The sequence below is a fragment of the Sorangium sp. So ce367 genome (genome assembly GCF_051520455.1).
Lineage (GTDB): Bacteria > Myxococcota_A > Polyangia > Polyangiales > Polyangiaceae > Sorangium > Sorangium cellulosum_B.
In genome coordinates this window covers 10,513,105-10,538,758 of sequence record NZ_CP150334.1, presented here as the reverse complement: position 1 = coordinate 10,538,758, position 25,654 = coordinate 10,513,105, and the positions used below count along the sequence as shown (strand labels likewise).

Here is a 25,654-nt window from a genome sequence, read left to right as displayed (position 1 = left end):
GGATCCCATGTCCAACTCGAACGGGCTGATCGTGAAGGGGTTGACGAAGACGTACGCCAACGGCGTTCGAGCGCTGAACGGCGTCCACCTGGACGTCGGACCGGGGCTCTACGGGCTCCTCGGTCCAAACGGCGCGGGCAAGAGCACGTTGATGCGCACGCTCGCCACGCTCCAGACGCCGGACGCGGGGACGATCACGTTCAACGGGATCGACGTCATTGCGTCTCCTGACCGCCTCCGCCGCCGCCTCGGGTACCTCCCGCAGCAGATCGGCGCGTACCCGGGGGTGACGGGGCGGTCTCTGCTCGAGCGATTCGCATGGCTGAAGGGGCGCACGGACCGCCGCGAGCGCGACGCGGAGATCTCGACGCTGCTCGCGCGCGTCAACCTGAGCGACGTCGGCCACCGCGAGGTCGCGACCTACTCCGGGGGCATGCTGCGGCGGTTCGGCATCGCGCTCGCGCTCGTGGGATCTCCGCAGCTCCTCATCGTGGACGAGCCGACCGCCGGCCTCGATCCGGCCGAGCGCAACCACTTTCATCGGGTGCTCGCGGAGGTCGCCGCGGAGGCCGTCGTGCTGCTCTCGACGCACATCGTGGACGACGTGGAGAACCTCTGCGGGCGGCTGTCGATCGTCAACCGGGGGCGCGTGGTCGCCGAGGGAGCGCCGGCCGAGCTGACCGCGCCGCTCGCGGGACGCCTGTGGACGCGGACGTACGCGCGGGGCGAGCCGATCCCCGACGATGCGCTGAACGTCTCGCCCACGCCGAGCGGCACCCGCGCCGTCGTGGTGCGCGACGTGTCGCCCGGCGACGGCTTCGTCGCTCACGCGCCCAAGCTCGACGATGCCTATCATTACCTGCTGGCCGAGACGCGACAGGCGGAGGCCGCATGAGCTCCGCGCGCATCTACGCCGTCGAGGCGTGGCACGAGCTGCGGGCGGGGCTGCGTACCTCGCTCGTCCCGCTCATGTTCGTCGGCCTCGTCGGCTATCTGTTCATCATGCTCTCGAGCGCGGAGTACCTGCGCGACATGGGCGGGGCAGACGTCGCGCGCAACAGCCCGCATGTGGTCTTCCTGATGACCTCCGGGCAATCGTTCTGGCTCATCTTCGCGTGGGCGTGGATCTTCGCGCAGGTCGTCACGCGGGATCGCGCGGCGGGGCTCCACGAGCTGGTGCTCTCCGCGCCCGTGTCGCTTCGCGGGCTGCTGATCTCGCGCTACATCGGCGCTGTCGGGCTCGCTTGCATCCTGGGCTCGGCGAGTTCGCTCGGCTTTCTGCTCGTCCCCGGGCTCGCCGCGCTCGGGGTGTTCCCCAGAGAGGCGGTCGGGCCCACGCCGATCCTGGCGATCGCGTCGTCGTGGGCGCTCTTCGTGGTGCCGTCGGCCATCGGCCTCGGGGCGCTCTACCTGACCGCGGCGCTCCGGACCCGGAGCACGGCCGGTCCGTTCGCCGTGGCGGCGGTGGTCATCTTGGTCTGGATGGTGGCCATGATCGTCCTGCGGGGCGGTGATCTGCACACGGACATCGCGACCGTGGTCGACGTGAGCGGCTTCGGGGAGGCGGAGGCGCAGACGAAGCGCTGGACGCCGCATGAAAAGGCGACGGCGCAGCTGGCCATGACCGCGCCGCTCCTCGTCAATCGGCTCCTCTGGAGCCTGGTCCCCCTCGCCATCCTGGCGTTCGCGCTCGTGCGGCACGGGCGCGAGTCGCTCGTGCTCGGGCGGGCCGGCAAGCCGTCGCCGAGCGGCGAGGCGACCTTTCGTGCCGCCGCGCCCGCCGTCGCAGCGCTGCCGCCGATCACGGCGCCATCCTGGCTCCGCGCGACGCTGTCCGAGGCGCGCTGGCACCTCTCGCTGACGACCCGAGGGTGGGCCTTCCGTACCGCGGTCGCGCTCTGGACCCTCATGAACGTGGCAGGCGCGTTCTACCATGTGATCGGGCACGCCGAGGGGCCGCTGGTCCCACGGCCTGCGCTGCTCGCGCCGTTCCTCATCCGCCTTTGTTACGTGTTCTCCGTGTTCGCCGTGGCGGGGTTCGTGGGGGCGCTCGCTCGTCGAGATCAGCAATCCGGGTTCGACGAGATGATCGACGCGACGCTGGCGCCGCTCGGCACACGCGTGGTTGGCCGCGCCGTCGCCGCCCTCCTGCTGACGGCGGTCATGGCCCTGGCGCCGACGCTCTCGGCGTGGATCGTGACAGGTCTCACCCTGCCTTCGAGCTTCGAGCCGTGGAATGCGCTGCTCGTGAACGCGCTCGTCGCCGCGCCCGCCCTGCTGGAGCTCGGCGCGATCACGTTCCTCGTCCACGCGCTCGTGCGTTCGCCCGGTACGGGGTACGCCGCGTCGATGCTGGCTGCGTTCATCGCGCTCGTGAATCACGAGATCGACATCGTCTCGTATCCACCCGCGCAGCTGGGGATCCCGGTGCATGTTGCCCTCTCCGAGCTCTCGGGGTGGTCGCCGTGGCTCCTGCCGGTGCTCGAGATGGGTGTCCTGAAGCTGAGCTGCGTCGGCCTCGCCGTGGCCTTGGCGTGGCTCGCCTACCCGCGCGGCACGGCCCTGAGGATGATCGATCGATGGCGCGGGGCAGTGCGGCAGCTCGCCCAGGGCGCGGGAGCGCTGGCGGCCCTCAGCCTCTTTGCGATCGCTTGCTCATCGACGATCTTGCACGAGCAGATCGTGGTGCAGAGCGGCTTCGCGTCGAAGAGCGAGGAGAACGCCGCCGACGCGGCCTGGGAGGCCCGTTTCTGGCCGGAAGCGTCGGCGTTCTCCGTGGAGGGCGGAGAGGTCGAGGCGAAGATCGCGCCGTCCGCGCGCACCGCCCACGTCCGCTGGAAGCTGCGGGGAGTACGGGCCAGCGCGGCGAAGCTGCACGGGAGCCTGCGCACCGGGATGGATATCGACAGCGCACAGGTCGACGGCTCCCCTCGTGAGGTCGTCACGGCGAACGAGCACTTCATGGTCGATCTGGGCAGCTGCGCGCAGAGCGGGTGCGACGTCGAGCTCGAGATCAGGATCGCGTCGCCCCGCTGGTTCGCAGAGGGGGAGGCGCCGTGGCTGGACGGCTCCGGCGTGTGGGCGCGCGCGGCCGATCTCGTCCCGCGGCTCGGGCACGACGGAGAGCGAGCGCTGCGATCTCCGTCCACACGTCGCGCGCTGGGGCTCGCGGAGCGCCCCGGCGCGCTCGACAGGAATGCGCTGGTACCCGCCCTCGCCGTGGCGCCGGCGGGCCTTTGGCGCTGGTCGGTGTCGTTCTCCGACCAAGGCGTGAGCACGCCTGTCGAGGGGAGCACGACACAAGGCCTCGACTTCGCCGTGGCGTGGCTGCCGAGGGGGGCGGAGCCGAGACAGCTGCGGCAGGAGGGCGTCACGGCGTGGCATGGCCCGTCCCGCTCCGATACGGCGCGCGAGGTCCTGGAGGACGTCCAGACGATGAGCGCGTGTGTTCAGGCGCGGCTCGGGGCCATCCCGGAGGTGACGACGGTCGTGCAGGCGCCTCGCGATCTCGGCGAGATCCGGGCCCATGGCGCGGTCCTGTGGCTGCCGGAAGGGGACGGCTGGGACGTGGCAGTGTCCGGCGCCGGACGCCTCAAGCGACGGGCCGCGGTGGCCGAGGCGCTCGCCGCGCGCTCGCTCGCGGACCGCGCCGATCTGCGCGCGGAGCCGGGGGCGCGGTGGCTCATCAACGGCGTCGCGGGGTGGATCGGGCTCGAATGCGTGCGGCGGTCCGATGGCGGTGACGCGTGGCTCGCGCTCCTGGATCGCCGCAGCGACGACGTCGCGGATGCGCTCGGCGCCCTCGACGCGCCCGTGTCGGGTCTGGCCGACGACGGCGCGGCCAGCTGGGTCATGGCGTACGCTCCGCTGGAGACCCTCGCATGGGCGCAGGCCATCGGAGACGCCGAGGCGTTGCACGCAGCGACGCGGGTCGCCGACATGGTGCGCTCCGGAGAACCGGTCCGAGGCGCGCTCGCGCGCGCAGCAGGCCCGAGCATGGCCGACCACCTCCTGGGTCCCCCTTCGGCCTCGGATGTGACGGTCGCGATCGCCGACGGCGGCGCGCTGGAGGTTCGCGGCGAGCGCTCGCGGTGGGAGAGGGGCGGTTGGAGGCCCGTCTCCAGCTCGTTCGAGATCGTCCAACGCTTCCACGACGAGGAGACGCCGGCGCGCGTGACCCGCGTGCCGGCAAGATTGGAGAGCGATGCCCAGTTCGTCGTCTTCGACGCGTGGCCCTCATTCGAGCGCTCGCCGCGGGACAACGCGTGGAAGGCAGGCCCGCATTGACGGCGCGCGCCCGCGCCGCGCCTGCACATCCTCGCGCGTCAGGAGAATGAGGGCTGTGCAACGAACATGTTTCGCTGCGGCATGGAGGACTCGTTGGCTGCGCTGGTGAGCGCTCAGTAGGGAGGCGCCTGACGAGCGCATCATCGACTCATTTCGTTAGACTTTCGATTGTGATCTGAGAGGTCGATTTCCTCCGGATCCGCTTAAATTCAGCGCGGAGGCGCCTCCGGGGAGCGATCGTGTCCGCCGCACGAAATCGCCGTCCGCCCGGCTTGACGCTGATGCAATTGGTATGTATATGCATTTAGTCAGCATCTTCAAGATGTAGGCGACTCGGCGTCGTGCCTATCGGCGCTCGCGAGCGCCACGCTCCACGGGCGTGGTGTCGTGAGGCGGGAGGGGTGCATTTGCGATAGCTGTCCATGACAGGTCGGCGTGAGCTCCGACCCGCAGATCGCGGGGGCGGGCGCTGTCGTATTGTCATGTCGTGACGAGAATCTCGTCTGGATGGGTGCGACCGCATAGGCCTGCGAACCCTCGCAGGGCCCGCGGGTCGATGCTGGAAGGCGCGCGAAGAGGAACGCTTCGACCATCTGCCGCTGGGTCGACGTGTTTACCGTGACGCCTGTTCCCGATTCGAAGGCTCGCCACCCGAGCACGAAGCGGGGGCGCGACCGTGGCTCGCGCCTGGAACACTGCGCGTAGCGAGCGGGACGTGGGCTGAAGAGCTCACGTGCTCCTCCTGCTCCTCACGTCTCGGTTGCGGCCTCTCGTACCAGAGGTGACCTATGTTGCAAAAGCAACTTTTGTGTAAAAACAACAGAAGCGATGCGGGGCGACAGGGTGGATGTGCCATCCTTCGCTCCCCTCGAAGAGATCGAGGCGCAGGCAGCCCGGGACGGCATCACTCACGTGCGGGGCGAGCATGAACATCTCTCATCAACGGCACTACTTCGAGCGCCGCGTCTCGATCGGCGCAGACCCCATCGACCTCGCGGCGGCGCTCGCCAGGTCGGGCTCGCACGCGACGTACTTCGTCTACGAGCGCGACGGCGAGTGGAGCGTCGCCCTCGGCGCGGCCTTCGAGCTCACTGCAGACGTACACGGTGTGCACCGCATCGACGCGACAGGAAAGCACAGCTGTCCCGGCGGGGACTGCCTCGCCGCGGTCGAGGCGGCGCTCGCGTCGATCCCGCTCCGTGGCTGGCGCGCGTACGGCACGGCTTCGTTCGAGTTCGCGTACCTGCTGCACGGCATCGAGGCGAACCTCGGCACAGAGCCCCTGCTTCACCTGACCATCCCGGAGGTCGAGATCCGCCTCCAGCGCGGCACGGCGCTGGTTCGAGCGCTGACCTCGGACGAGCTCGATCGGATGGTGGACGTCCTCGCCTCCGCGAACCGCCGCCATGCGCGCGGGATGACCGACGTCGCCGATCTCCCCCCCGTCCCGTCGCCGGAGGTGCTCCCCGCGAGGCTGCTCGAGACGACCGGCGCGGCGAAGTACAAGGAGCTGGTGGCCGCGGCGACGACCGAGATCGCGGCGCGCAAGCTCCACAAGGTCATCGCGTCGCGCGTCGTCCCGGTCGCCGCGCCCGTCGATCTCATCGCGACTTACGTCGCCGGGCGGCGACAGAACACCCCGGCCCGATCGTTCGTGGTCAACTGCCGCGACCTGAAGTTCGCCGGATTCAGCCCGGAGACCGTGCTCGAGGTGACCGCCGAAGGGCAGGTGATGACGCAGCCGCTCGCCGGGACCCGGGCGCTCGTCTCGGACGACAATGAAAACGCGCGCCTGCGGGCCGAGCTGCTCAGCAATTCGAAGGAGCTGGCGGAGCACGCCATGTCCGTGAAGCTGGCGTTCGAGGAGCTCAGCCGCGTCTGCAAGCAGGGGAGCGTGACCGTGAACGAGTTCATGGCGATATCCCGCCGCGGGACCGTTCAGCACCTCGCCTCACGGCTCTCGGGCATGCTCGAGACGGGCAACACGGCCTGGACGGCGTTCCAGGTGCTGTTCCCCGCCATCACCGCGTCGGGGATCCCGAAGAGGGAGGCTGTCGACTGGATCCGGAGGCACGAAGCGGAGAGCCGGGGCCTCTACTCGGGCGCGGTCCTGACGCTGGACCACGACGGCGCGATGGATGCGGCGCTGGTGCTGCGGACGATCTTCCAGCGGGGGAGCAGCGTCTGGCTGCGCGCGGGCGCCGGGATCGTCGCGGAGTCGACGCCCGAGCGAGAGCTGGAGGAGACCTGCGAGAAGCTCCAGAGCGTGGCGCGCCACCTGGTGCCGTCGGGGTTCGCCAGCTAGGCGGTGTGACGCAGGGGACATGGTGTTCCGGACCTGAGCTTGCCTTCTCACGAGTCAGCCAATGCACGAACAGACACAGCGAATGCACGACGAAGTCGCCTCCTCGGATCTGAGGGAGACGGTCGCGAGCGTGCTCGGCGTGGTGGCCGAGACCGTCCGTGAAGACAGCAACCTGATCGAGCTCGGGATGGACTCGATCACGATGATGCGCCTCGCCGGCAGGTGGCGGCGGCAAGGCATCGAGGTCGACTTCGCCGAGCTCGCGGCGAACCCGCGGGTGTCCGCCTGGAAGGCGCTGATAGGAGAGCGAAGCTGTACCAAGGGCGAACGCGACGAGCGTTCGCCCGCCGCGGCCACCATCGACGAGGCGGCGCCCTTCGATCTCGCGCTGATGCAGCACGCGTACTGGGTCGGCCGCGAGCAAGGCCAGCAGCTGGGCGGCGTCGCCGCGCATTTCTACAACGAGTTCGATGGCGAGCGGGTCGACCCCGCGCGGCTGGAGTCTGCCGTACGGGAGCTGCTCGCGCGGCACGGCATGTTGCGCGTGCAGATCCTGAGCGATGGCCGCCAGCAGATCCTGCCCGACAGCCGCGGGCGTGGGCTGAAAGTCCACGATCTGCGCGCCCTGTCGGCCGAGGCGGCGCAAGAGGCGCTCGCCGAGCTGCGCCGGACGCTGTCGCATCGGACGCTGGATCTGGCTGCCGGCGAGGTGTTCGACATCCAGATCTCGCTCCTGCCGGACGCGATCCGCGCGGGCGGCACGCGCCTGCATGTGAACCTGGACATGGTGGCCGCCGACGCGCTCAGCCTGCGGGTGCTGCTGGCCGACCTGGCGCACCTCTATGCCGGCTCGCAGCCGCTGCCCCCGATCAACACGAGCTATCCGCGCTACCTGGCGGAGCGCGAGGCCAGCCGCGCGAGCGTCAAGGGCCAGCGGTCGCGGAACGCCGACCGAGCGTACTGGCAAGCTCGCTTGAGCGATCTTCCCGCTGCGCCGGAGCTGCCCGCCGCTCCCTACCACGTGAACGTGGGCGCCACGACGGTGGTGCGGCGCCATCGCTGGCTCGCTCCGGAGCAGGTGCGCGCCTTCGCGTCTCTGGCGGCGCGCCACGGCCTCACGCCGGCCATGGCGATGGCGGCGGTGTTCGCGGAGACGCTGACCGCCTGGAGCGCGGAGCCTCGGTTCTTGATGAACCTGCCGATGTTCGACCGAGAGCCCTTGCACCCGGACGTCGGGATGCTGGTGGGCGACTTCACCTCCTCGGTGCTCCTGGCCTGGGACGGCGCGGCGCCCGGCACGTTCGCTGAACGCGCGCAGCGCCTGCAGGCCCAGTTCCACGCGGACGCGGAGCACGTGGGGTATTCGGGCGTCGAGGTGCTGCGCGACCTCTCCCGGCAGCGAGGCGAGCAGGTGCTGGCCCCTGTCGTGTACACGAGCGCGCTCGGCCTGGGCGAGCTGTTCCCGGAGGTGGTGAAGCAGCGCTTCGGGAGGGCGTCCTGGATCATCTCCCAGGGGCCGCAGGTGTGGCTGGACGCGCAGGTCACGGAGCTCGACGGCGGCCTGCTGGTCAACCTGGATGCGCGTGAAGACGCGTTTGCGCCGGGCGTGCTGGACGCGATGTTCGACGCGCACGGCCGCTTGCTGGAGCGCCTGCTGGCCTATGAGGAAGCCTGGCGGCAGCCTGTGCCAGCGCTGCTCCCGGGAGAGCAGCTGAAGGTGCGTGTCGCCGCGAACGCGACAAGGACGGCCGTCTCCGGCAAGCGCCTGCACGACGGCTTCTTCGAGCTCGCGAAGCGACAGCCGGAGGCGCCTGCTCTCCTGTGGGGCGAAGGCGGCAGGGTCTCTTACGGGGAGCTCCGGCAGCGCGCGCTGCGCGTGGCGGGCTACCTGCGCGAGCACGGCGTGAGCGCAGGCGACGTGGTGGCGATCCAGCTGCCCAAGGGGCCGAGCCAGATCGTCGCCGTGCTGGGCGTGCTGGCCGCCGGCGCCACATACCTTCCGATCAGCGTGGATCAACCCGCGCTGCGCCGTCAGCGCATCCTCGACGCCGCTGGCGCCGCCCTCGTGCTCGATGACGTCCCGGAGGGGCAGGCCTCGCTGGCGGAGCCGCTGGCCGGCGCGGACTCGGATCTCGCCTACATCCTGTTCACCTCCGGTTCGACGGGCGAGCCGAAAGGCGTGGAGATCACGCACGCCGCAGCGATGAACACCATCGATGATCTGAACCAGCGCCTTTCGCTGGGCGCGGCCGACCGGACGCTCGCCCTGTCCGCGCTGGAGTTCGATCTGTCGGTGTACGACATCTTCGCGCCGCTGTCGGCCGGCGGCGCCGTGGTCTGCGTCGAGGAGTCGGCGCGTCGCGATGCAGCGGTCTGGGTCGAGCTGCTGCGCCGCCATCGCGTGACCGTCCTCAACTGCGTGCCGGCCCTGCTCGATATCACGCTCGCTGCGGCCGGCGACGGTCCCGGTCCGCTGCCGCTCCGCGCGGTGCTCCTGGGCGGCGACTGGGTGACCCTCGATCTGCCGGGCCGCCTCGCGCAGCGCGCTCCGCGCTGCCGCTTCATCGCGCTGGGCGGCACCACCGAGACAGCCATCCACTCCACGATCTGCGAGGTCACCGAGGTGCCTCCGCACTGGAAGTCGGTGCCGTACGGCAAGCCCCTCGGCAACGTGCAGCTGCGCGTCGTCGATCCTCTGGGGCGCGACTGTCCGGACTTCGTCCCGGGCGAGCTGTGGATCGGCGGCGCCGGCGTGGCGCGCGGCTATCGTGGCGACCGAGAGAAGACGGCGAACAAGTTTCTCCAGGCGGACGGGACGCGCTGGTACCGCACCGGTGACCGCGCGCGTTACTGGGCCGACGGCAGCGTGGAGTTCCTCGGGCGCGCCGACTTCCAGGTGAAGCTGCGCGGGCACCGCATCGAGCTCGGCGAGATCGAGGCCGCGGTCGGGGGTTATCCCGGCGTCAGCCAGGCTGTCGCGGTGCTGGGTGAACGCGGGCTCTATGCGGCCATCACCTCGGAGGATCCGAGGATCGATGTGCCTGAGGCAGGCGAGATCATCGATCTGCGGCAACCGCCGCCGGAGCTCGCGGATCTGCGCGAGTTCCTGGTGAACCGCCTCCCCGCCGTGATGGTGCCGGATCACCTGTGGCGCTGCAGGAGCCTGCCGCTCACGCCCAACGGCAAGATCGATCGCAACGCCTTGCAGCGAGCGGTGAACACCATGGCCCTTCAGGCCAAGGCGACCGTGACCGCGCCGGTCGGCGAGGTGGAACGCCGGGTCGCCGGGGTGTGGGCCGAGCTGCTCAAGGTGCCGGAGGTGGGCCGCGAGGACAACTTCTTCTCCGCGGGCGGCGACTCCCTCCTGGCGACACGCCTCGTGCGCCGGCTGCGCGAGGTCGGCCTCGACGGCGTCAAGCTGGCCGATCTGTTCGCCCGTCCGACGCTGGCCGAGTTCGCTGCCACGTTGTCGCTCGGCGCAAGCGCTCCGGCGCTGCCGGCCCTGGTCGCCGATCCGGAGAACCGCCATAAGCCCTTCCCGCCGACCGAGGTGCAGCGGGCCTACTGGCTGGGTCGTGACGAGAGCTTCACGCTCGGGGGCGTCGCCTGCCAGTTCTACCGCGAGTACGACGTCGTCGATCTCGACGTGTCGCGGCTGGAGGCGGCCGTCAACGTGCTGGTGCGGCGGCACGAGATGTTGCGCGCCGTCTTCGATGAGCAGGGCCAGCAGCGCATCCTCGCGGACGTGCCGCGGTTCACGATAGAGGTCGTCGACGCCGGCGAAGACCCGGCTCAGGCGTACGAGGCGCTGCGGCGCGACTGCTCACACTGGGTCTTCGAGCCGACCCGCTGGCCGCTGTTCGGCATGCGGGCGGTGCGGTCGGGCAACCGGACGCGCCTCGGTATCAGCCTCGACAACCTCATCCTCGACGCGCTCAGCATCCTCACCTTCTACGCGGAGCTCACCGCGCTCTACGAGGCTCCCGACGCTGCTTTGCCGCCGATCGGGCTGTCCTTCCGCGACTACGTGCTGACGTGCACGCCGGGGTCGGAGGCGCTCGCCGCCGCGCGGGCGTACTGGGCGAAGAAGCTGCCAGAGCTGCCGCCGGCGCCGCAGCTGCCGCTCGCCAGAGATCCGGCCGAGGTGGGGCGCCCGCGCTTCACGCGCCACGAGGGCAGCGTCGACGCGAGCCGATGGCGCCGCATCGTCGAACGCGCAGGCGAGCACGGCATCACGCCGTCCACGGTCCTGCTCACGGCGTTCGCCGAGGTGCTCAGCCGCTGGTGCAGTCGCCCCGACCTCACGCTCAACCTGACGCTCTTCGATCGCCGCGAGGTGCATCCCGACATCCACGCGGTCATGGGCGATTTCACGTCGCTCACGTTGGTCGGATACCGGCCCGCCGCCGGCGAGAGCTGGGTGACGCGAGCCCGGCGCGTCCAGCAGGAGCTGGGCGACGCGCTCGACCATCGCGACGTCTCGAGCATCTCGCTCGTTCGCGAGCTGGGAAGGCTGAGCGGCGCGCCGAGCCTGACCATGCCGGTGGTGTTCACGAGCGCACTCGGCGTCCCCGGCGGCACCGCTGCGCCGGCGAGCGGCCCCTTCAGGAAGCAGGTGTGGGGCCTGACGCAGACCCCGCAGGTGTGGCTCGACCATCAGGTGATAGAGGCCGAGGGCGGCATCGCCCTGAACTGGGACGTGGTCGAGGACCTGTTCCCGGCGGGCCTGATCGCCACGATGTTCGACGCGTACCTGCGCGAGCTGAGCTGGCTGAGCAGCTCCGAGTGGCACCTGCCCGTGCCCGATCTCCTGCCCGAGCCGCAGCGGCGCGTGCGCGCGCTCGTCAACGCGACCGCCGGAGAGAGCCCACGGCAAAGCCTGCACCGCGCGTTCTTCGACCTGGCGCGCGAGCAGCCGCAGCGGATCGCATTGCGCTGGGGCGAGGCCGACGTGATGAGCTATGGCGAGCTCGCGTCGCGCGCGCTGCGCCTCTCGGCGGCGCTGGCCGAGCAAGGCGTGGCGACAGGCGATGTCGTCGCCGTGAACCTGCCCAAGGGGCCCGATCAGATCGCCGCGGTGCTGGGCGTGCTGGCGGCCGGAGCCGCCTACCTGCCGGTCGGGGTGGATCAACCCGACGCGCGCCGCGACCGGATGCTGGGACAGGCAGGGGTCCGGGTCGTCGTCACCGGCCCGGAGCCGAGGTGCTGGCCCGAGGGCGTTCGTCCGTGTGTGTTCGGCCAGGCGATGGCGTCTGCGCCCGCGCCGAGCCCGGCGGCGATCGACGCAGAGCAGCTGGCGTACATCATCTTCACCTCCGGATCGACCGGCGAGCCGAAGGGCGTTGAAATCACCCATCGCGCCGCGCTGAACACGGTGCTGGACATCAATCAACGCTTCGGTGTCGGCCCGGAAGACCGCGTCCTGGCCGTGTCTGCGCTGGATTTCGATCTGTCCGTCTACGATATCTTCGGCCTGCTGTCCGCCGGCGGCTCGCTGGTCTTGATCGAGGAGGAATCGCGGCGCGATGCGAGGCGCTGGCATGAGCTGGTGTGTCGGCATGAGGTGACGATCTGGAACAGCGTTCCGACCTTGCTCGACATGCTGCTCATCGTCAGCAGCGCGGCGGAGCCGCCGGGCGCCCTCCGCCTGGCGCTCGTCTCGGGCGACTGGATCAGGACGGATCTGCCCGCGCGGCTCGCCGCGCAGCGGCCGGGGTGTCGGTTCATCGCGCTCGGCGGCGCCACCGAGGCCTCGATCTGGTCCAACTTCTTCGAGGTGGATGGAGTCCAGCCGTCGTGGCGTTCGATCCCCTACGGCTATCCCTTGCGCAACCAGCTCTTCCGCGTGGTGGACGCGCATGGCCGCGACTGTCCGGACTGGGTGCCGGGCGAGCTGTGGATCGGTGGTCTCGGGGTGGCGCGCGGTTACCGCGCCGCGCCGGATCTGACGGCTCGCAAGTTCGTAGGAGACGGCGCGCGGTGGTATCGCACGGGCGACGTCGGGCGTTACTGGCCTGACGGCGCGCTGGAGTTCCTCGGCCGCACCGACACCCAGGTCAAGATCCGCGGGCATCGCATCGAGCTCGGCGAGGTGGAAGCGGCTCTGAGGTCGCACCCCGGCGTGCGGAACGCGGTGGCCGTGGCGGCCTCCGGGCGCCTCGCCGCCGCCGTGGTCCCTGCTGCCGCGGAGCTCAGCGCGGAGCAGCTGCGCGACCATGTCACCCTGAGCCTGCCGATTCACATGGTGCCAGAGAGGATCGTGGTGCTGGCTCAGCTGCCGCTCAGCGCGAACGGCAAGGTCAACCATGCCGAGATCGTCAGGCTGATCTCGGCGGAAGCCGAGCCCGACGCCCGGGAGGTCGAGCCCCCGCAGGGTGAATGGGAGCATGCCGTCGCGGCGCTCTGGAGCGAGCTCCTGGCCGTCGCCAGCGTCGGCCGCCATCAGAGCTTCTTCCAGCTGGGCGGCGACAGCCTCCTCGCGACGCGCTTCATCGAAGCCGTGAATCAGCGCCATGCCATCATGTTGCCGCTGAGGCGCCTGTTCAACGGACCGACGTTGCGCGAGGTCGCAGCGGCGCTCGCCGCCGAGCACGAGGCCGGCCAGGAGATCGAGGAGGGCGTGCTCTAGCGGCGTCCGCCGCGGTGGCGCGCCGGAGCCCGGCGCGCGGGAGAGCGCTTCGCCGGGGAGTTCATCGTCTGATGTGACGCTTGTCGTCAACAAGCTACAGGAGCTTACGTCCATGCCCGTTGCCGGGATCATCGAAGAGCTGAAGACGCTGGGTGTCGATCTGTGGACGGAATCGGGGCAGCTCCGGTTCCGTGCGCCCAAAGGTTTGCTCACGGAAGACAAGATGACGGTGCTGCGCACGCACAAGGCGCAGATCATCGATTTTCTGGCAGCGAACCAGGGGGTGGTCGTCGCCGCGGACGAGCAGGGGCGTCATGAGCCGTTCCCGCTCACCGACGTGCAGACGGCCTACCTGCTGGGGCGCCAGAGCTCCTTCGGTTACGGCGGCGTCGCCTGCCACGGGTACCTGGAGGTGACGTATCCAGAGCTCGACCCTGCGCGCCTCGCCGACGCCTGGAACCTGCTGATCGAGCGGCATGAGATGCTGCGCGCCGTCATCGAGCAGGACGGCTACCAGCGCGTCCTGCCCACGGTGCCTCGGTACCCCATCCAGTCGACGGACCTCCGCGGCGCGTCCGCGGCCGAGGTGGAGCGCGCGCTATGCGGCATCCGCGCCGAGATGGACCACCGGATGTACGAGACCACCGCATGGCCGCTGTTCGAGCTCCGGCATACCCGCACCAGCGGCGGTGACGTCGTGCACTTCTCGCTCGACTCGCTGATCGCCGACTGGGCGAGCGCCGGGATCTTCTTCGAGGAGCTCGACCTCATCCTCGCCGGCCGCAGCGACGAGCTGCGACCGCTGGACCTCCGCTTTCGCGATTACATCTTCGCGGAGCGGCGGCTGCGCGAGACCGGGCGTTACCAGCGTGACCGCCAGTACTGGCTCTCGCGCGTCAACGATCTGCCCCCCGCGCCCGAGCTCCCGACGCTTCCACCCGCCGCGGAAGCGGGGCCCGTGCGCTTCCGCCGCCACCACTGCCGCCTGTCCGCCGAGCGCTGGGAGCGCCTCCGGCAGCGCGCAGGCGAGCGAGGTCTCACGGCCTCGATCGCCGTGCTGGGCGCCTATGCGGCGGTGCTGCAGCGCTGGAGCCGCCGTCAACGGTTCAGCCTCAACCTCACGCTGCTCAACCGCCTGCCGCTGCATCCGCACGTCGACCGGATCGTCGGAGACTTCACGTCGGTCAGCCTCATGGACGTGCAGGCGGCGACCGGGCGCAGCTTCAAGGAATGGGCTGCGCGGCTCGGCGATCAGATGTTCGCCGATCTCGACCACCGGCTGTTCACGGGGGTCGAGGTGCTGCGCGAGATGACCCGCAGGCGCGGGCGAGAAGCCGCGCTGATGCCGGTCGTCTTCACCAGCGCCATCGGCCTCGGCTCACGGCGACGACCCAGCAGCGGCCGGCGCTTCGGCCATGGCGTCACGCAGACCCCGCAGGTCTACCTCGATTGTCAGGTCATGGATGACGCCGACGGGCTCGAGGTCAACTGGGACGTGCGTCAGGGCATCTTCCCGGACGGCCTCATCGACGACATGTTCGGCGCGCTGCAGCGGCTGCTGGAGGATCTCGCGGAGCGCCCCGAGGCATGGGAGGCCGTCGAGCCGGTCGCGTTGCCCGGATGGCAGGCGCAGGAGCGCGAGCGGGTCAATCAGACAGGCTGTCCGCTGCCGGACTCCCTCTTGCACCGAGGGTTCCTGGAGCAGGCCGCCCGCGACCCCGGCGCGGCGGCGGTGATCGGCCACGCGGGCAGCTTGACGTACCGCGACCTCGCGATGAGGGCGGCGTCCGTCGCGCAGGCGCTTCGGGACGGCGGCTGTTCCGCGGGCGACCGGGTCGCCGTCGTCATGAACAAGGGGATCGAGCAGGTCGTCGCGGTGCTGGGCGTGCTGCTCGCCGGCGGGGCCTATCTGCCGCTGGACGCCACGCAGCCACGGCTGCGCATCGAGAAGGTGCTGTCGAACGCGGCGGTGCGACAGGTCCTGACCCAGTCGTGGATCTCCGCGGAGGCCAAGCTGCCGGACGGCCTGCGCGTGATCGACGTGGACACGCTGGCGCCTGCGCAGACCTTCCCCGAAGCGCCGATGGGCGACCCCGACGCGCTGGCGTACGTGATCTACACCTCCGGCTCCACGGGTGACCCGAAGGGGGTCATGATCACCCACCGGGCGGCGCTGAACACGATCGACGACATCAACCGTCGCTTCGGGGTGACCGGATCGGACCGGGTGCTGGGCCTCGCCCAGCTCGGCTTCGACCTGTCCGTGTACGACATCTTCGGCACGCTCGCCCTCGGAGGGACGCTCGTTCTCCCGGATCCCGACCGCGGCGCCGATCCCTCCCACTGGGCGGATCTCCTCGTGAAGCATGAGGTGACCCTGTGGAACTCCGTGCCTGCGCAGCTTCAGATGCTGGCGAGCTACCTGCAGACAGAGCCGGTCGCGGTTCGCTCGTTGCGCATGGCGCTGCTGTCCGGCGACTGGATCCCCGTCACGCTGCCCGACCAGATCCGCCGGTTCATTCCTGACCTGACGCTCATCGGGCTCGGGGGCGCGACCGAGGCGGCCATCTGGTCGAATTACCATCGCATCGACCGCGTCGACCCGGCGTGGACGAGCATCCCCTACGGGGTGCCGCTCGCCAACCAGGGTTTCCGCGTCCTCGACGAGTCGCTCCGCGACGCGCCGGTGTGGGTCCCTGGAGAGCTGTACATCACCGGGCACGGCCTTGCGGCGGGGTACCTGGGTGATCCGGAGCTCACGGCAGCGCGCTTCTTCAACCATCCCGTCGATGGACAGCGCCTCTACAGGACGGGAGATCTCGGGCGCTATCTCCCCGGCGGATCCATCGAGTTCCTCGGACGCGAGGACAGCCAGGTCAAGATTCGCGGGCACCGGATCGAGCTCGGCGAGATCGAGGCCGCGCTGCTCGCGCATCCGGCGGTCGGCGCCGCCGCGGCCGTGGTGGCCGGCAAGGACTCCACGGATCGCGCGCTGCTCGGCTTTGTCGAGCTCGCGCGGCGCAGCGCGCCTTCAGACGAGGATCTGGCCACGTCGCAGGCCCGTGTCGTGTCTGCGGCGCGGCAGTTCGCCGACAAGGAGGTCAGGGGCGTGACCGCGGCCCAGGTGACCGAGGCGAACCGAGCGCTGCGCGACGCCTCGTTCGCGTCCATGATGAACGCGCTTTCCGAGCGCGGGCTCTTCGCCGGTCCGCGCGACACGCACTCGGCCGAGGAGATCCTGCGCGAGGCGCGCGTCCACGACCGCCATCACTGGCTCGTTCGCCGCTGGCTGGGGCTCCTTTCGGAGGCGGGATGGCTCACGTACCACGAGGAGAGCCGCCGTTACGCGCAGCGCAGGGGCGCCGACGCGGCGGCGGTCCACGACGCCTGGCGGCGGTTCGAGGAGCTGGCGTCGTCGTCCGGGCTGTGTACGCCCGAGTTCGTTCAGTACCACAGAGCGCACGTGGAGCGGCTGCACGCCTTGCTCGAGAACCAGCAGAACCCGTTCGAGCTGCTGTTCCCGCAAGGGAAGCACGACGTGGCGCTCTCGGTGTACCGCGACGACGCGATCGCGCGTTACAACAACCACGCGGTCGCGGCGCTCCTGTACCGGATCGCCGCCGCGCATACGGACGGCGCCCCCCTGCGGGTGATCGAGATCGGCGCCGGCACGGGGGCCACCACCGGCGTGGTCCTCCCGATGCTCGACGGCCATGACGTCGACTACCTGTTCACGGACCTGACAGCCTTCTTCCTGGCCGACGCGCGCGAGCGGTTCCAGGAGCGCCCGTGGGTCCGATTCGGGCAGCTCGATCTGAACGAGGACTACCGGGCCCAGGGCCTGCTGCCGAACTCCGCGGACGTCGTGCTGTGCGCCGGAATGCTCAACAGCACCCGCAACGTCGAAGCTGCGGTGGCGGCCGCGGTGGAGCTGCTCGGGCCGTCGGGGTGGCTCGTGTTCACCGAGCCTACCGCCGATCACCCGCACGTCCTGCTCACCCAGGGCTTCATGATGGACCCCTCGGGCGCGGACCGGGAACGCGGCACCACCAAGTTCCTGTCCACCGAGCAGTGGCAAGGCCTGATCGCGAAGAGCGGCGGTGAGCTGGTGCTCCGCCTGCCGGACGACGACCATCCGATGGCGGCCTATGGCATGCACATGTTCGCTGCGCGATTCAAGACCGACCGGGCCCGGGTCGGGACCGACGAGCTCACGAGCTTCCTCGGGCAGCGGCTGCCAGCGCACATGGTGCCTGCTCATCTGCAGGTCGTCGACCGGCTGCCGCTCACGGCGAACGGCAAGGTCAACCGCAAGGCGCTCGCCGCCCTGCGGCCCGCGGCGTTCATCGACAGCGCCGGGAAGGAGGCCGATGCGACGCTGGACGAGCTGGAGAGCCGGCTGTGTGCGCTCTGGGCGAGCGCTCTCGGCATCGCGCGGATCGGCAAGGGAGAGAACTTCTACGACCGCGGCGCCGACTCGCTGATCCTCGCCAGGGTGGCAGGTCGACTGCGCGACGAGGTGCCGGAAGCGGCGCCGTTCGCCTACGACACGCTACTGCGGCAGATGCTCAATGAGCCGACGGTCGACGCGCTCGCGCGCGCGCTGCGCAGGCAAGACGGCGCAGCGCACGCGTCGAGCGGCGCTGGGCCGGGCGCGGAGGCGTCCTCCAGCGGCGGCAAGACCGCGCAGGTCGCGCAGCGTCGCGAGGGCAGCAATTCGTTGATCCTCTCGTTCGGCGGCGGGGACGGGCCGGCGCGCGTGATGTTCCACGCGGCGCTGGGCACCATGGATTACTTCCAGCACCTGGGACGGGCGCTCGCCGCCCAGAACCTGGGGCCCGTCCTGGGCTTCGCCGTCGCCGACCCCGAGCTGTACCTCGCGATCCCCCCGAAGGAGCTCGTCGCGCGCGTGTCCGACGATTACGCGCAGCGGCTCATCGACGAAGGTTTCACGCGGTTTCAGCTCATCGGCTACTGCCTCGGCGGGCTGCTCGCCACCGAGGTGGCCCGCCGGCTTCTCGAGCGCGGCATGTCGGTGGACCTGGCGCTCGTCGACAGCATCCCGATGTTCATCGAGACCGACGAGGAGCTCGCGTTCGAGGCGATCTTCGCGCCGAATTTGAACCTGGATCCGGTGAAGGCCGTCTTCGGCGACGACGTCGAAAGCGCCGACGTGTACCGCGCCATCGAGAAGCTGATGGTCGAGTACAATCGCAAGATTCCGGCCGGCGCAATGGCCCGGCTCGGCGGAGACCCCGGGCTGGAATCGGTCGCCGCCGCGGTGCGCAGGCAGTCCGCGCGCAGTCAGGACGAGCGCCTGGCCAGCTATGCGAAGGCGGCGGCCGCCCAGGCCGGGGTGCCCGTCGGACCCGAGCTCATTCCGGCGCTGTTCAGGACCTGCAGGCATAGCATGCGCGCCGCGCGGTTCGATCCGGAGCCGTACGTCGGCGATATGACGTTCTTGCGGTGCGACGAGGAGCAATCCTTCGGCATCACCGCGGGCGTCGGGCACCTGACGGCGCCGTTCTGGGAAGGCGTCTGCCTCGGCGAGTTCAAGCTGATCGACGTGCCCGGCAACCATTTCAGCGTCATCGAGCCGCCACATGTGAATGTCGTGGCCGAGCACCTCGCGGTATCGTTGCGCCACACATGAGAGAGAATCAGCAGAAGGACGGGGCGCTCCGCGCGCTGCGCCGCCCGATAGCAGGGCTGTCGCGGCTCGGGATCTTCCTGGGCGGCGTCGGGGCGCTGACGACGCTCGTCCCGTTCATCGGTATCGCCGAGCTCGCGCGGATCCTCGTCGCGTCAGGCCCGATCGACAGCGCGAAGGTGGCCGGGGTCGCGCTGATCATCGTGGTCGGCCTCGGCGTCGGATGGACATGCACCGGAATGGCGCTGTGGGTGACTCACCTGGCGGACCATCGGCTTCAGGCCATCCTGCGGCGCGCGCTGGTGCGCAAGCTGGGCGAGGTGCCGCTGGGGTGGTACTCAGACAAGACGTCAGGGGTGGTCCGCAAAGCGGTCCAGGACGACCTGGAGGACCTGCACCACCTCGTCGCGCACCACGATGTCGAGCTCGTCTCGGCGATCGTCCTTCCGCTCGGCGGCCTCCTGTACCTGTTCTGGCTGGACTTTCGGCTGGCGCTGCTCGCGATCGCCACCCTGCCCATCTACATCGTCGCTTACGCATGGATGATGCGGGGCTTCGCCGAGAAGATGATGCAGCTCGACGCGAGCTTCGCCAGGGTGAGCGCCGCGATCGTCGAGTTCGTACACGGCATCGCGGTCGTGAAGGCGTTCGGCCAGACGGGCCGCGCTCACCAGAGCTACCAGCGCGCCGTCAGCGATTTCAGCGACCGGTACGCCGGCTGGGTGCGGCCGCTGCTCCGGCTCGAGGCGCTGACCTCGATGGCCCTCTCGGTGCCCGTGATCATGCTGGTGAGCCTGACGGTCGGCGCCTGGTTCATCCGAGAGGGCTGGGTGAGCCCCATCGACCTGCTCGCCGAGACCCTGGTCGCCGTGGTCATCCCGCAGACGGTGCTCACGCTGAACCAGGGGCTCACGGCCCAGCGCAAGGCCGTGGCGGCGGCGGAGCGCGTGTCCTCGCTGCTCGACGAGCCGTCGCTGCCCATCACCACGACGCCAGAGGCGCCGCGCGGGGCGGGGGTGCAGTTCGATCACGTCTCGTTCAGCTACGACGGCTCGAGGAGCGTGCTCTCCGACGTGAGCTTCGCTTGCAAGCCTGGCACGGTGACAGCTCTCGTCGGGACCTCGGGCGCCGGGAAGTCCACGCTCGCAAAGCTGGTGCCCAGGTTTTATGACGTGACCGGCGGCGCTGTCCTGCTCGGCGGCGTCGATATACGAAACATCGCGCCGGACGTGCTGTACCGGAACGTCGGCTTCGTTCTGCAGGACGTCCAGCTGGTGCATGGCACGGTCGCCGACAACCTGCGCCTCGGCCGGCCCGAGGCCAGCGACGCAGAGGTCGTTGAAGCCGCGCGCGCCGCGCAGATCCACGACCGGCTCGTCGCGCTCCCCAGGGGATATCGGTCCGTGATCGGAGAGGACGCCATCCTGTCCGGCGGCGAAGCGCAGCGGCTGTCCATCGCGCGCACGCTGCTCGCGGACACCGCGGTGCTGATCCTGGACGAGGCGACGGCGCACGCGGATCCGGAGTCAGAAGCGCAGATCCAGGACGCGCTGTCCGCGGTCGCGCGCGGGCGCACCGTGATCGTCATCGCCCACCGGCTGGCGACGATCACCGGCGTCGACCAGATCGTCGTGCTCGACGAGGGCCGCGTGCGCGAGCGCGGCACGCATTCCGCGCTGCTCGCCGCGGACGGGCTCTACGCCAGGATGTGGCGTGCCTACGCCGAGAACGACATGGCGGTCGCCGGCGCAGCGGTGGGGGTGGCCTCATGATCCGGCAACTGACCAAGATCCTGGGACCGCAGCACGCGAGGGCGCTGCACGTCTATTTCGGCTGGCTCATCGTCTACTCCGTCGTTCAGGGGGTGGCGATGGCGTTCCTCGTCCCGGTCCTCAAGGCGCTGCTCGGCGGGGACCTGGGCGAGGCGCTGCGCTGGCTGCTCCTCCTGGCCGCGGTCGTCGCGGTGACGTGCGTCGCCCGTTACCAGCAGACGATGAAGGGCTTTGCGCTCGCGCTGGTCGTCCTGACCACGCTGCACGACCGGCTCGGCAACCACGTCGCCCGCCTGCCGATCGGCTGGTTCTCCTCGGAGAAGGTCGGCCGTCTCTCACGGAGCGCGACGGGCGGCACCATGATGGTCACCAACGTGTTTGCCCACCTCCTGACCCCGGTGGTGAGCGGCATCCTGACGCCCGCGACGATCGCCGTCGCCATGCTGTTCTTCGACTGGCAGCTCGGGTTGACGGCCATCGCCTGCACGCCCCTGATCTACCTGACGCACCGCTGGTCGTCGGCGTGGATCGGCCGCACCGAGGAGCAGGTCGACGCCGCGGGGGCGCTCGCCAGCAACCGGGTCGTCGAGTTCGCGCGCAACCAGCAGGTGCTGCGCGCCTTCGGTCGGGCCACGGGGGGTTATGCGCCGCTGGAGGAGGCGATCGATGGGCAGCGCGCCGCAGGCGGGTCGATGCTGCGTCAGACCTTCCCCAGGTTGCTCGCGGGCGGGCTGTCGGTGCAGCTCGCGTTCGCCGCGCTGATCGCGGTCGGCGTGGTGCGCGCCCTCGATCGGTCGATCGATCCGATCGAGCTTGTCGCGCTGCTGGCGCTGGCCGCCAGGTTCGTGGGGCCGCTGGCCGAGGCCGCGGGGCGGAGCGGGCTCTTGCGGATGGCAGGCAACGATCTGGAGCGGCTGTCCGCCATCTTCGATGAGGCGCCGCTGCCCGAGCCGGAGCGCTCCAGGCCCGTCGCGGCGCCGGGGGAGATCGAGTTCTCCGATGCCCTGTTCGGCTATCAGCCGGGCGCGCCCGTGCTCCGTGATGTGTCTTTCCGGATCGCGCCGAGGACGATGACGGCGATCATCGGGGCATCCGGCTCCGGGAAGACCACGATAACACGGCTGATCGCGCGCTTCTTCGATGTCGACGCGGGCTCGGTGCGGGTGGGCGGCGTGGATGTCCGCGAGCTCTCCACGGAAGACCTGATGACGCAGCTGTCGCTCGTCATGCAGGACGTCTATCTGTTCGATGACACGCTGGAGGCGAACATCCGGGTGGGCCGGCTGGACGCCACGGACGCCGAGGTGCGCGAGGCCGCCCGCCTGGCCGGCGTGGAAGAGATCATCGAGCGCCTCCCGCAGGGCCTGGCGACCCGGGTCGGCGAGGGCGGAGCGTCGCTGTCCGGCGGGGAGCGCCAGCGGGTGTCGGTCGCCCGAGCCGTGCTCAAGGACGCTCCCATCGTGCTGCTGGACGAGGCGACGGCGGCGCTCGACCCGGAGAACGAGCGCTACATCCAGAGCGCGATGCGCACATTGATGAACCGGTCGACCCTGCTGGTCATCGCGCACCGGCTGCCGACCATCGTGTCCGCGGATCAGATCCTCGTGCTCGACGGCGGCCGCATCGTCGAGGCGGGAACGCATCAGGAGCTCCTGGCGCGCAACGGGCGGTACACGGCGTTCTGGAACGAGCGCCGCCGCGCCCACGGATGGCGGCTGGTGGAGGCTGCGGGATGACGATCGGCATCTTGGGAGGTTATGGCGACGTCGGCGCGCAAGCGGCCCGGCGGCTCGTGTCGCTCGGCGTCGGGCCGCTGCGGATCGGCGGGCGAAACCTCGAAGCGGCCCGCCGCCTCGCGAAGGAGCTGTCCGTGGGAGCGGTCGAGCACCAGGGGGTCGATGTTCGGGACGACGCGTCGTTGCGCCGCTTCGTCGGTGGGTGTCGGATCGTGCTCAACTGCGCCGGTCCATCTCACGCCATCGCGGACCGCGCGGCGAGGGCAGCCGTGGAAGCCGGCGCCGACTACGTGGACGCCGCCGGTGACGATGCGCTGTACGCGCTCCTCGACGACGAGGCGTACCGCACCCGCGGGCGCGTGGCCGTGCTCTCGGCGGGGCTGCAGCCTGGCCTCACCGCGCTCTTGCCGCGATGGGCGGCGCAGCGGGCTTTCAGCCAGGTTCACGGCATGCGCAGCTATTTCGGCGTGCTGGACCGCTTCACCGAAGTCGCCGCGGACGACTACCTCCAGGCCGCCACGGACGGGGTGAGCGAGCCGCTCGCGGCGTGGCGAGAGGGGCGTCGCTCCGGGGTGCTGACCCGCACGCGCAACGTGGAAGTCCCGTTCTTCCCCGGTCCGGCGACCTTGCTGCCTTACCTCAACACCGAAGGGGAGCGGCTCGCGGCGTCGCTCCGGCTCGCTCGCGGAGACTGGTATACTGTCATTACCGGCCAGCACATCCTCACGGCCTTCGACCGCGCGCGCAGCCTCGAACGCCGCGAGGCGGTCGCGGCGTTATGCCGGGCCAGCTTGCTCGACCTCGCTGGACGCGAGCCTCACGTCCTCCTCGTCGCGCAGCTCGACGGCCTGCGGGACGGCGCCCCGGTCACGCGCACGCTGGTGATGCGCGGACGGCGCAACGCCGAGCTCACGGGGACCCTGGCCGCGCTCACCACGCTGGCGGTGGACCAGGGCCAGGTGCCCGCAGGGCGCCACTTCGCCGCAGCGGCGCTCGAACCCCTGTCGACGGTCGGTCGCCTTCGCGAGAGCGGCGCGGTGACAGCGCTCGATCTGCTGGATACGTCGATCGACGCGCTCGGCGCTACCGAGGAGGGCTCCCTGTGACCGGCGGGATGCCTCTCGTGCTGTGCGGCGTCGGGTTCGGTCCTCTGCACCTGACCGCGCTCCAGCGTTTGAACGGGCGCTTTCGCCTCATCGGCCAGCTCGCCGACGACAGCGAGGGCGCCCGGCGGTTCGCCGATCAGGCCAGGATACCGCTCTGGACCCGGCCGGATCAGGCGCCCCTCGGCGCCGGCGTGAGCTGCTGGGTATCGGCGGCCGGGCACGGCGTGCCGGTGACCGAGCGCGCCGTCGACCTCCTGGGGCGGGGCAGCGCCGTGCTGGCGGAGGCGCCGCTCGAGCACGATGAGCTCGCCGCGTGCCTGCGGCAAGCGCGCCTTTCACGAGCCGCATTCCGCGTGGCAGCGGTCGCCTCTGCCACGCCGGCATCCCGGCGGTTCCTTGGCGCAGCGCAGGTGTTGCGCGCGCGCACGCCGATCAGGTACGTCGCGGCGACGTGCACGAGAGCGTCGATCCAGGCGCTGCTCCGCCTCCTGGGAGACGCGCTCGGCGCCCTGCGCCCCTGGCAGATCCGTGAGCCGATGCCGCTCGGGAGCGGGCCTGTCGTGCTCGGAGGCAGCCTCGCGGGTGTTCCCATCGTCCTGCGCGTGCGCAACGAGGTGTCGACAGAGGCGCAGAGGGTCGTCGAGCTCGCCCTGGGAAGCGACGCCGGCGAGCTGAGGTTGACCGGGGTTCACGGCGACGTCCTCTGGACCGCCCACGCCACGGGGTCTGGCGTGCTGCTCGGCGGGACGGACGAGCCGGCCGAGCGCGAGACCGTGAGCTGGCTGCGCGCGACCCGCGGCGAGCTGACGGCGTTCGCCAACGCCGTTGAGAGCCCAGGCGCAGCCGTCAGCGAGGCTCAGGTTCAGCTCACGCTGTGCCGCCTCCGGCACGACATCCTCGCCGCGCTCGGCTCGGCGACGGCGCGCGCCGACGCGGAGGCCGTCCCGTCCGCGGATCTGGCCGCAGCGGCCGTGGAGGCCGCCGCCGACGACGCTGGCGGTGAGGCGCCCGGCGTGCCGTCGGCCGGCGAGACCCACGAGGCGGGGCTGAGGCTCACTCGGCTGCTGGAGCCCGCGCCGGGGCGGGATGCCCTGGCGCACCTGCCGGGGGCGATGCAGCGACTCGAGGCGATCAGCCTGCGGGCCCTGGGGGAGCTGCTCGTCGCGAGCGGCGCCGTTCATTTGGGAGGCGAAGCGCGCACAGCGGAGGAGATCGTCGGCGCGCTGGGCGCGGCGCCGCGGCACGCATGGCTCGTCCGGCGGTGGCTCGCCGCGCTGTGCGACCACGGTGTGCTCAGCAACGTGGCGGATAAGTACGTGTGGCGACGGGCCCTGCGGGACGCCGGCGCGGCCGCCGACCTGCCCGACGCGTATGCCGCGCTCGGCTTCCCGCCTGCGATGGCGGAAGTCCACCAGGCCGCGCTGCTCCGCCTGCACGCGCTCGTGCGCGACGAGCTCTCGATTCAGCAGCTCCTGTTTCGCGAGCGGCAGGACCTCTCCACCATCGCCGCCTACCAGGACAACGTCTTCACCGCTTACCTGAGCGCCGCCGGCGCTCACCTCGTGCGCCGCTGCGCGGAGCTGCGGCACCGGCCGCTGCGCGTGCTCGAGCTCGGCGGAGGCGCCGGGCTCACCACGGCAGCCGCGCTGCGGGCCCTCGACGGCGCGCCGGTCGACTACCTGTTCACCGACATCGCGCGCGCGTTCACGGCCGCAGCGCAGGAGCGGTTCGGCCGCCATCGCGGGATGCGCACTGCCGTGCTCGACATCAACATCGATTTCACGGCGCAGGGGGTGGAGCCGCACGCGGCGGACGTCGTGCTCGCGGGCAATGTCCTCCACAACGCCGCGCATACGGGTCGGACGCTCCGCCGCATCCGCCGCGCGCTCGCCCCCGGCGGGTGGCTCATCTTCACGGACTCCACACGAGAGAACTGCGCGATCCTCACGGCGATGCAGTTCCTGCTGTCTCCGGCGGCCGGCTCGCCGCCGCTCGGCAGCGAGGACCGGCGCGCGGGGACCGATCAGGTGTTCGTCGATGCGCCCGGCTGGAATGAGGAGCTCCTGGCCGCTGCCTTCGTGCCGCGGTTCGTCCTTCCTTCGCTCGAATCACCCCTGGCCGTGGCAGGCCAGCACCTGTTCTTCGCCACCGCCTGCTGACGACCACCCGA

At 70.6% G+C, this 25,654-nt stretch carries 9 protein-coding genes; all 9 read left to right on the top strand.

The window, feature by feature from the left end:
- Positions 1–7: 7 nt before the first annotated feature.
- The 9 genes from WME97_RS39865 (at position 8) to WME97_RS39825 (ending at position 25,643) form a co-directional block, all read left to right on the top strand.
- The gene (locus tag WME97_RS39865; RefSeq protein ID WP_437545541.1) at positions 8–895 is read left to right on the top strand and encodes an ABC transporter ATP-binding protein; all 888 of its coding nucleotides are present in this window, start codon (positions 8–10) and stop codon (positions 893–895) included.
- Positions 892–4,287 carry an ABC transporter permease gene (locus WME97_RS39860; protein WP_437545539.1) on the top strand — a complete coding sequence of 1,132 codons (3,396 nt, stop codon included), beginning with the start codon at positions 892–894 and terminating at the stop codon, positions 4,285–4,287. The genes WME97_RS39865 and WME97_RS39860 overlap by 4 nt, the downstream gene beginning before the upstream one ends.
- A gap of 925 nt (positions 4,288–5,212) precedes the next feature.
- Positions 5,213–6,592 carry a salicylate synthase gene (locus WME97_RS39855; protein ID WP_437545537.1) on the top strand — a complete coding sequence of 460 codons (1,380 nt, stop codon included), beginning with the start codon at positions 5,213–5,215 and terminating at the stop codon, positions 6,590–6,592.
- Between the two features lie 82 nt (positions 6,593–6,674).
- The gene (locus tag WME97_RS39850; RefSeq protein ID WP_437545534.1) at positions 6,675–13,220 is read left to right on the top strand and encodes an amino acid adenylation domain-containing protein; all 6,546 of its coding nucleotides are present in this window, start codon (positions 6,675–6,677) and stop codon (positions 13,218–13,220) included.
- A 112-nt stretch (positions 13,221–13,332) separates the two neighbouring features.
- Complete coding sequence (locus tag WME97_RS39845) at positions 13,333–18,873, top strand: amino acid adenylation domain-containing protein (protein WP_437545532.1); 5,541 nt, start codon at positions 13,333–13,335, stop codon at positions 18,871–18,873.
- A complete protein-coding gene (locus tag WME97_RS39840) occupies positions 18,870–20,642 on the top strand; it encodes an ABC transporter ATP-binding protein (protein ID WP_437545530.1) in 1,773 nt (590 codons plus the stop codon). The genes WME97_RS39845 and WME97_RS39840 overlap by 4 nt, the downstream gene beginning before the upstream one ends.
- Positions 20,639–22,378, top strand: coding sequence for an ABC transporter ATP-binding protein (locus tag WME97_RS39835; RefSeq protein ID WP_437545528.1), 1,740 nt, complete (start codon positions 20,639–20,641; stop codon positions 22,376–22,378). Before WME97_RS39840 ends, WME97_RS39835 begins: the two co-directional genes overlap by 4 nt.
- Positions 22,375–23,484, top strand: coding sequence for a saccharopine dehydrogenase NADP-binding domain-containing protein (locus tag WME97_RS39830; RefSeq protein WP_437545526.1), 1,110 nt, complete (start codon positions 22,375–22,377; stop codon positions 23,482–23,484). The genes WME97_RS39835 and WME97_RS39830 overlap by 4 nt, the downstream gene beginning before the upstream one ends.
- Positions 23,481–25,643 carry a methyltransferase gene (locus WME97_RS39825; RefSeq protein WP_437545524.1) on the top strand — a complete coding sequence of 721 codons (2,163 nt, stop codon included), beginning with the start codon at positions 23,481–23,483 and terminating at the stop codon, positions 25,641–25,643. The genes WME97_RS39830 and WME97_RS39825 overlap by 4 nt, the downstream gene beginning before the upstream one ends.
- The last annotated feature ends 11 nt before the right edge of the window (positions 25,644–25,654 follow it).

What these genes read in the sequence shown, in the direction of transcription:
- WME97_RS39865 (WP_437545541.1), top strand. Translation starts at nt 8, where the DNA reads ATGTCCAACTCGAACGGGCTGATCGTGAAGGGGTTGACGAAGACGTAC.
- WME97_RS39860 (WP_437545539.1), top strand. Translation starts at nt 892, where the DNA reads ATGAGCTCCGCGCGCATCTACGCCGTCGAGGCGTGGCACGAGCTGCGG.
- WME97_RS39855 (WP_437545537.1), top strand. Translation starts at nt 5,213, where the DNA reads ATGAACATCTCTCATCAACGGCACTACTTCGAGCGCCGCGTCTCGATC.
- WME97_RS39850 (WP_437545534.1), top strand. Translation starts at nt 6,675, where the DNA reads ATGCACGACGAAGTCGCCTCCTCGGATCTGAGGGAGACGGTCGCGAGC.
- WME97_RS39845 (WP_437545532.1), top strand. Translation starts at nt 13,333, where the DNA reads ATGCCCGTTGCCGGGATCATCGAAGAGCTGAAGACGCTGGGTGTCGAT.
- WME97_RS39840 (WP_437545530.1), top strand. Translation starts at nt 18,870, where the DNA reads ATGAGAGAGAATCAGCAGAAGGACGGGGCGCTCCGCGCGCTGCGCCGC.
- WME97_RS39835 (WP_437545528.1), top strand. Translation starts at nt 20,639, where the DNA reads ATGATCCGGCAACTGACCAAGATCCTGGGACCGCAGCACGCGAGGGCG.
- WME97_RS39830 (WP_437545526.1), top strand. Translation starts at nt 22,375, where the DNA reads ATGACGATCGGCATCTTGGGAGGTTATGGCGACGTCGGCGCGCAAGCG.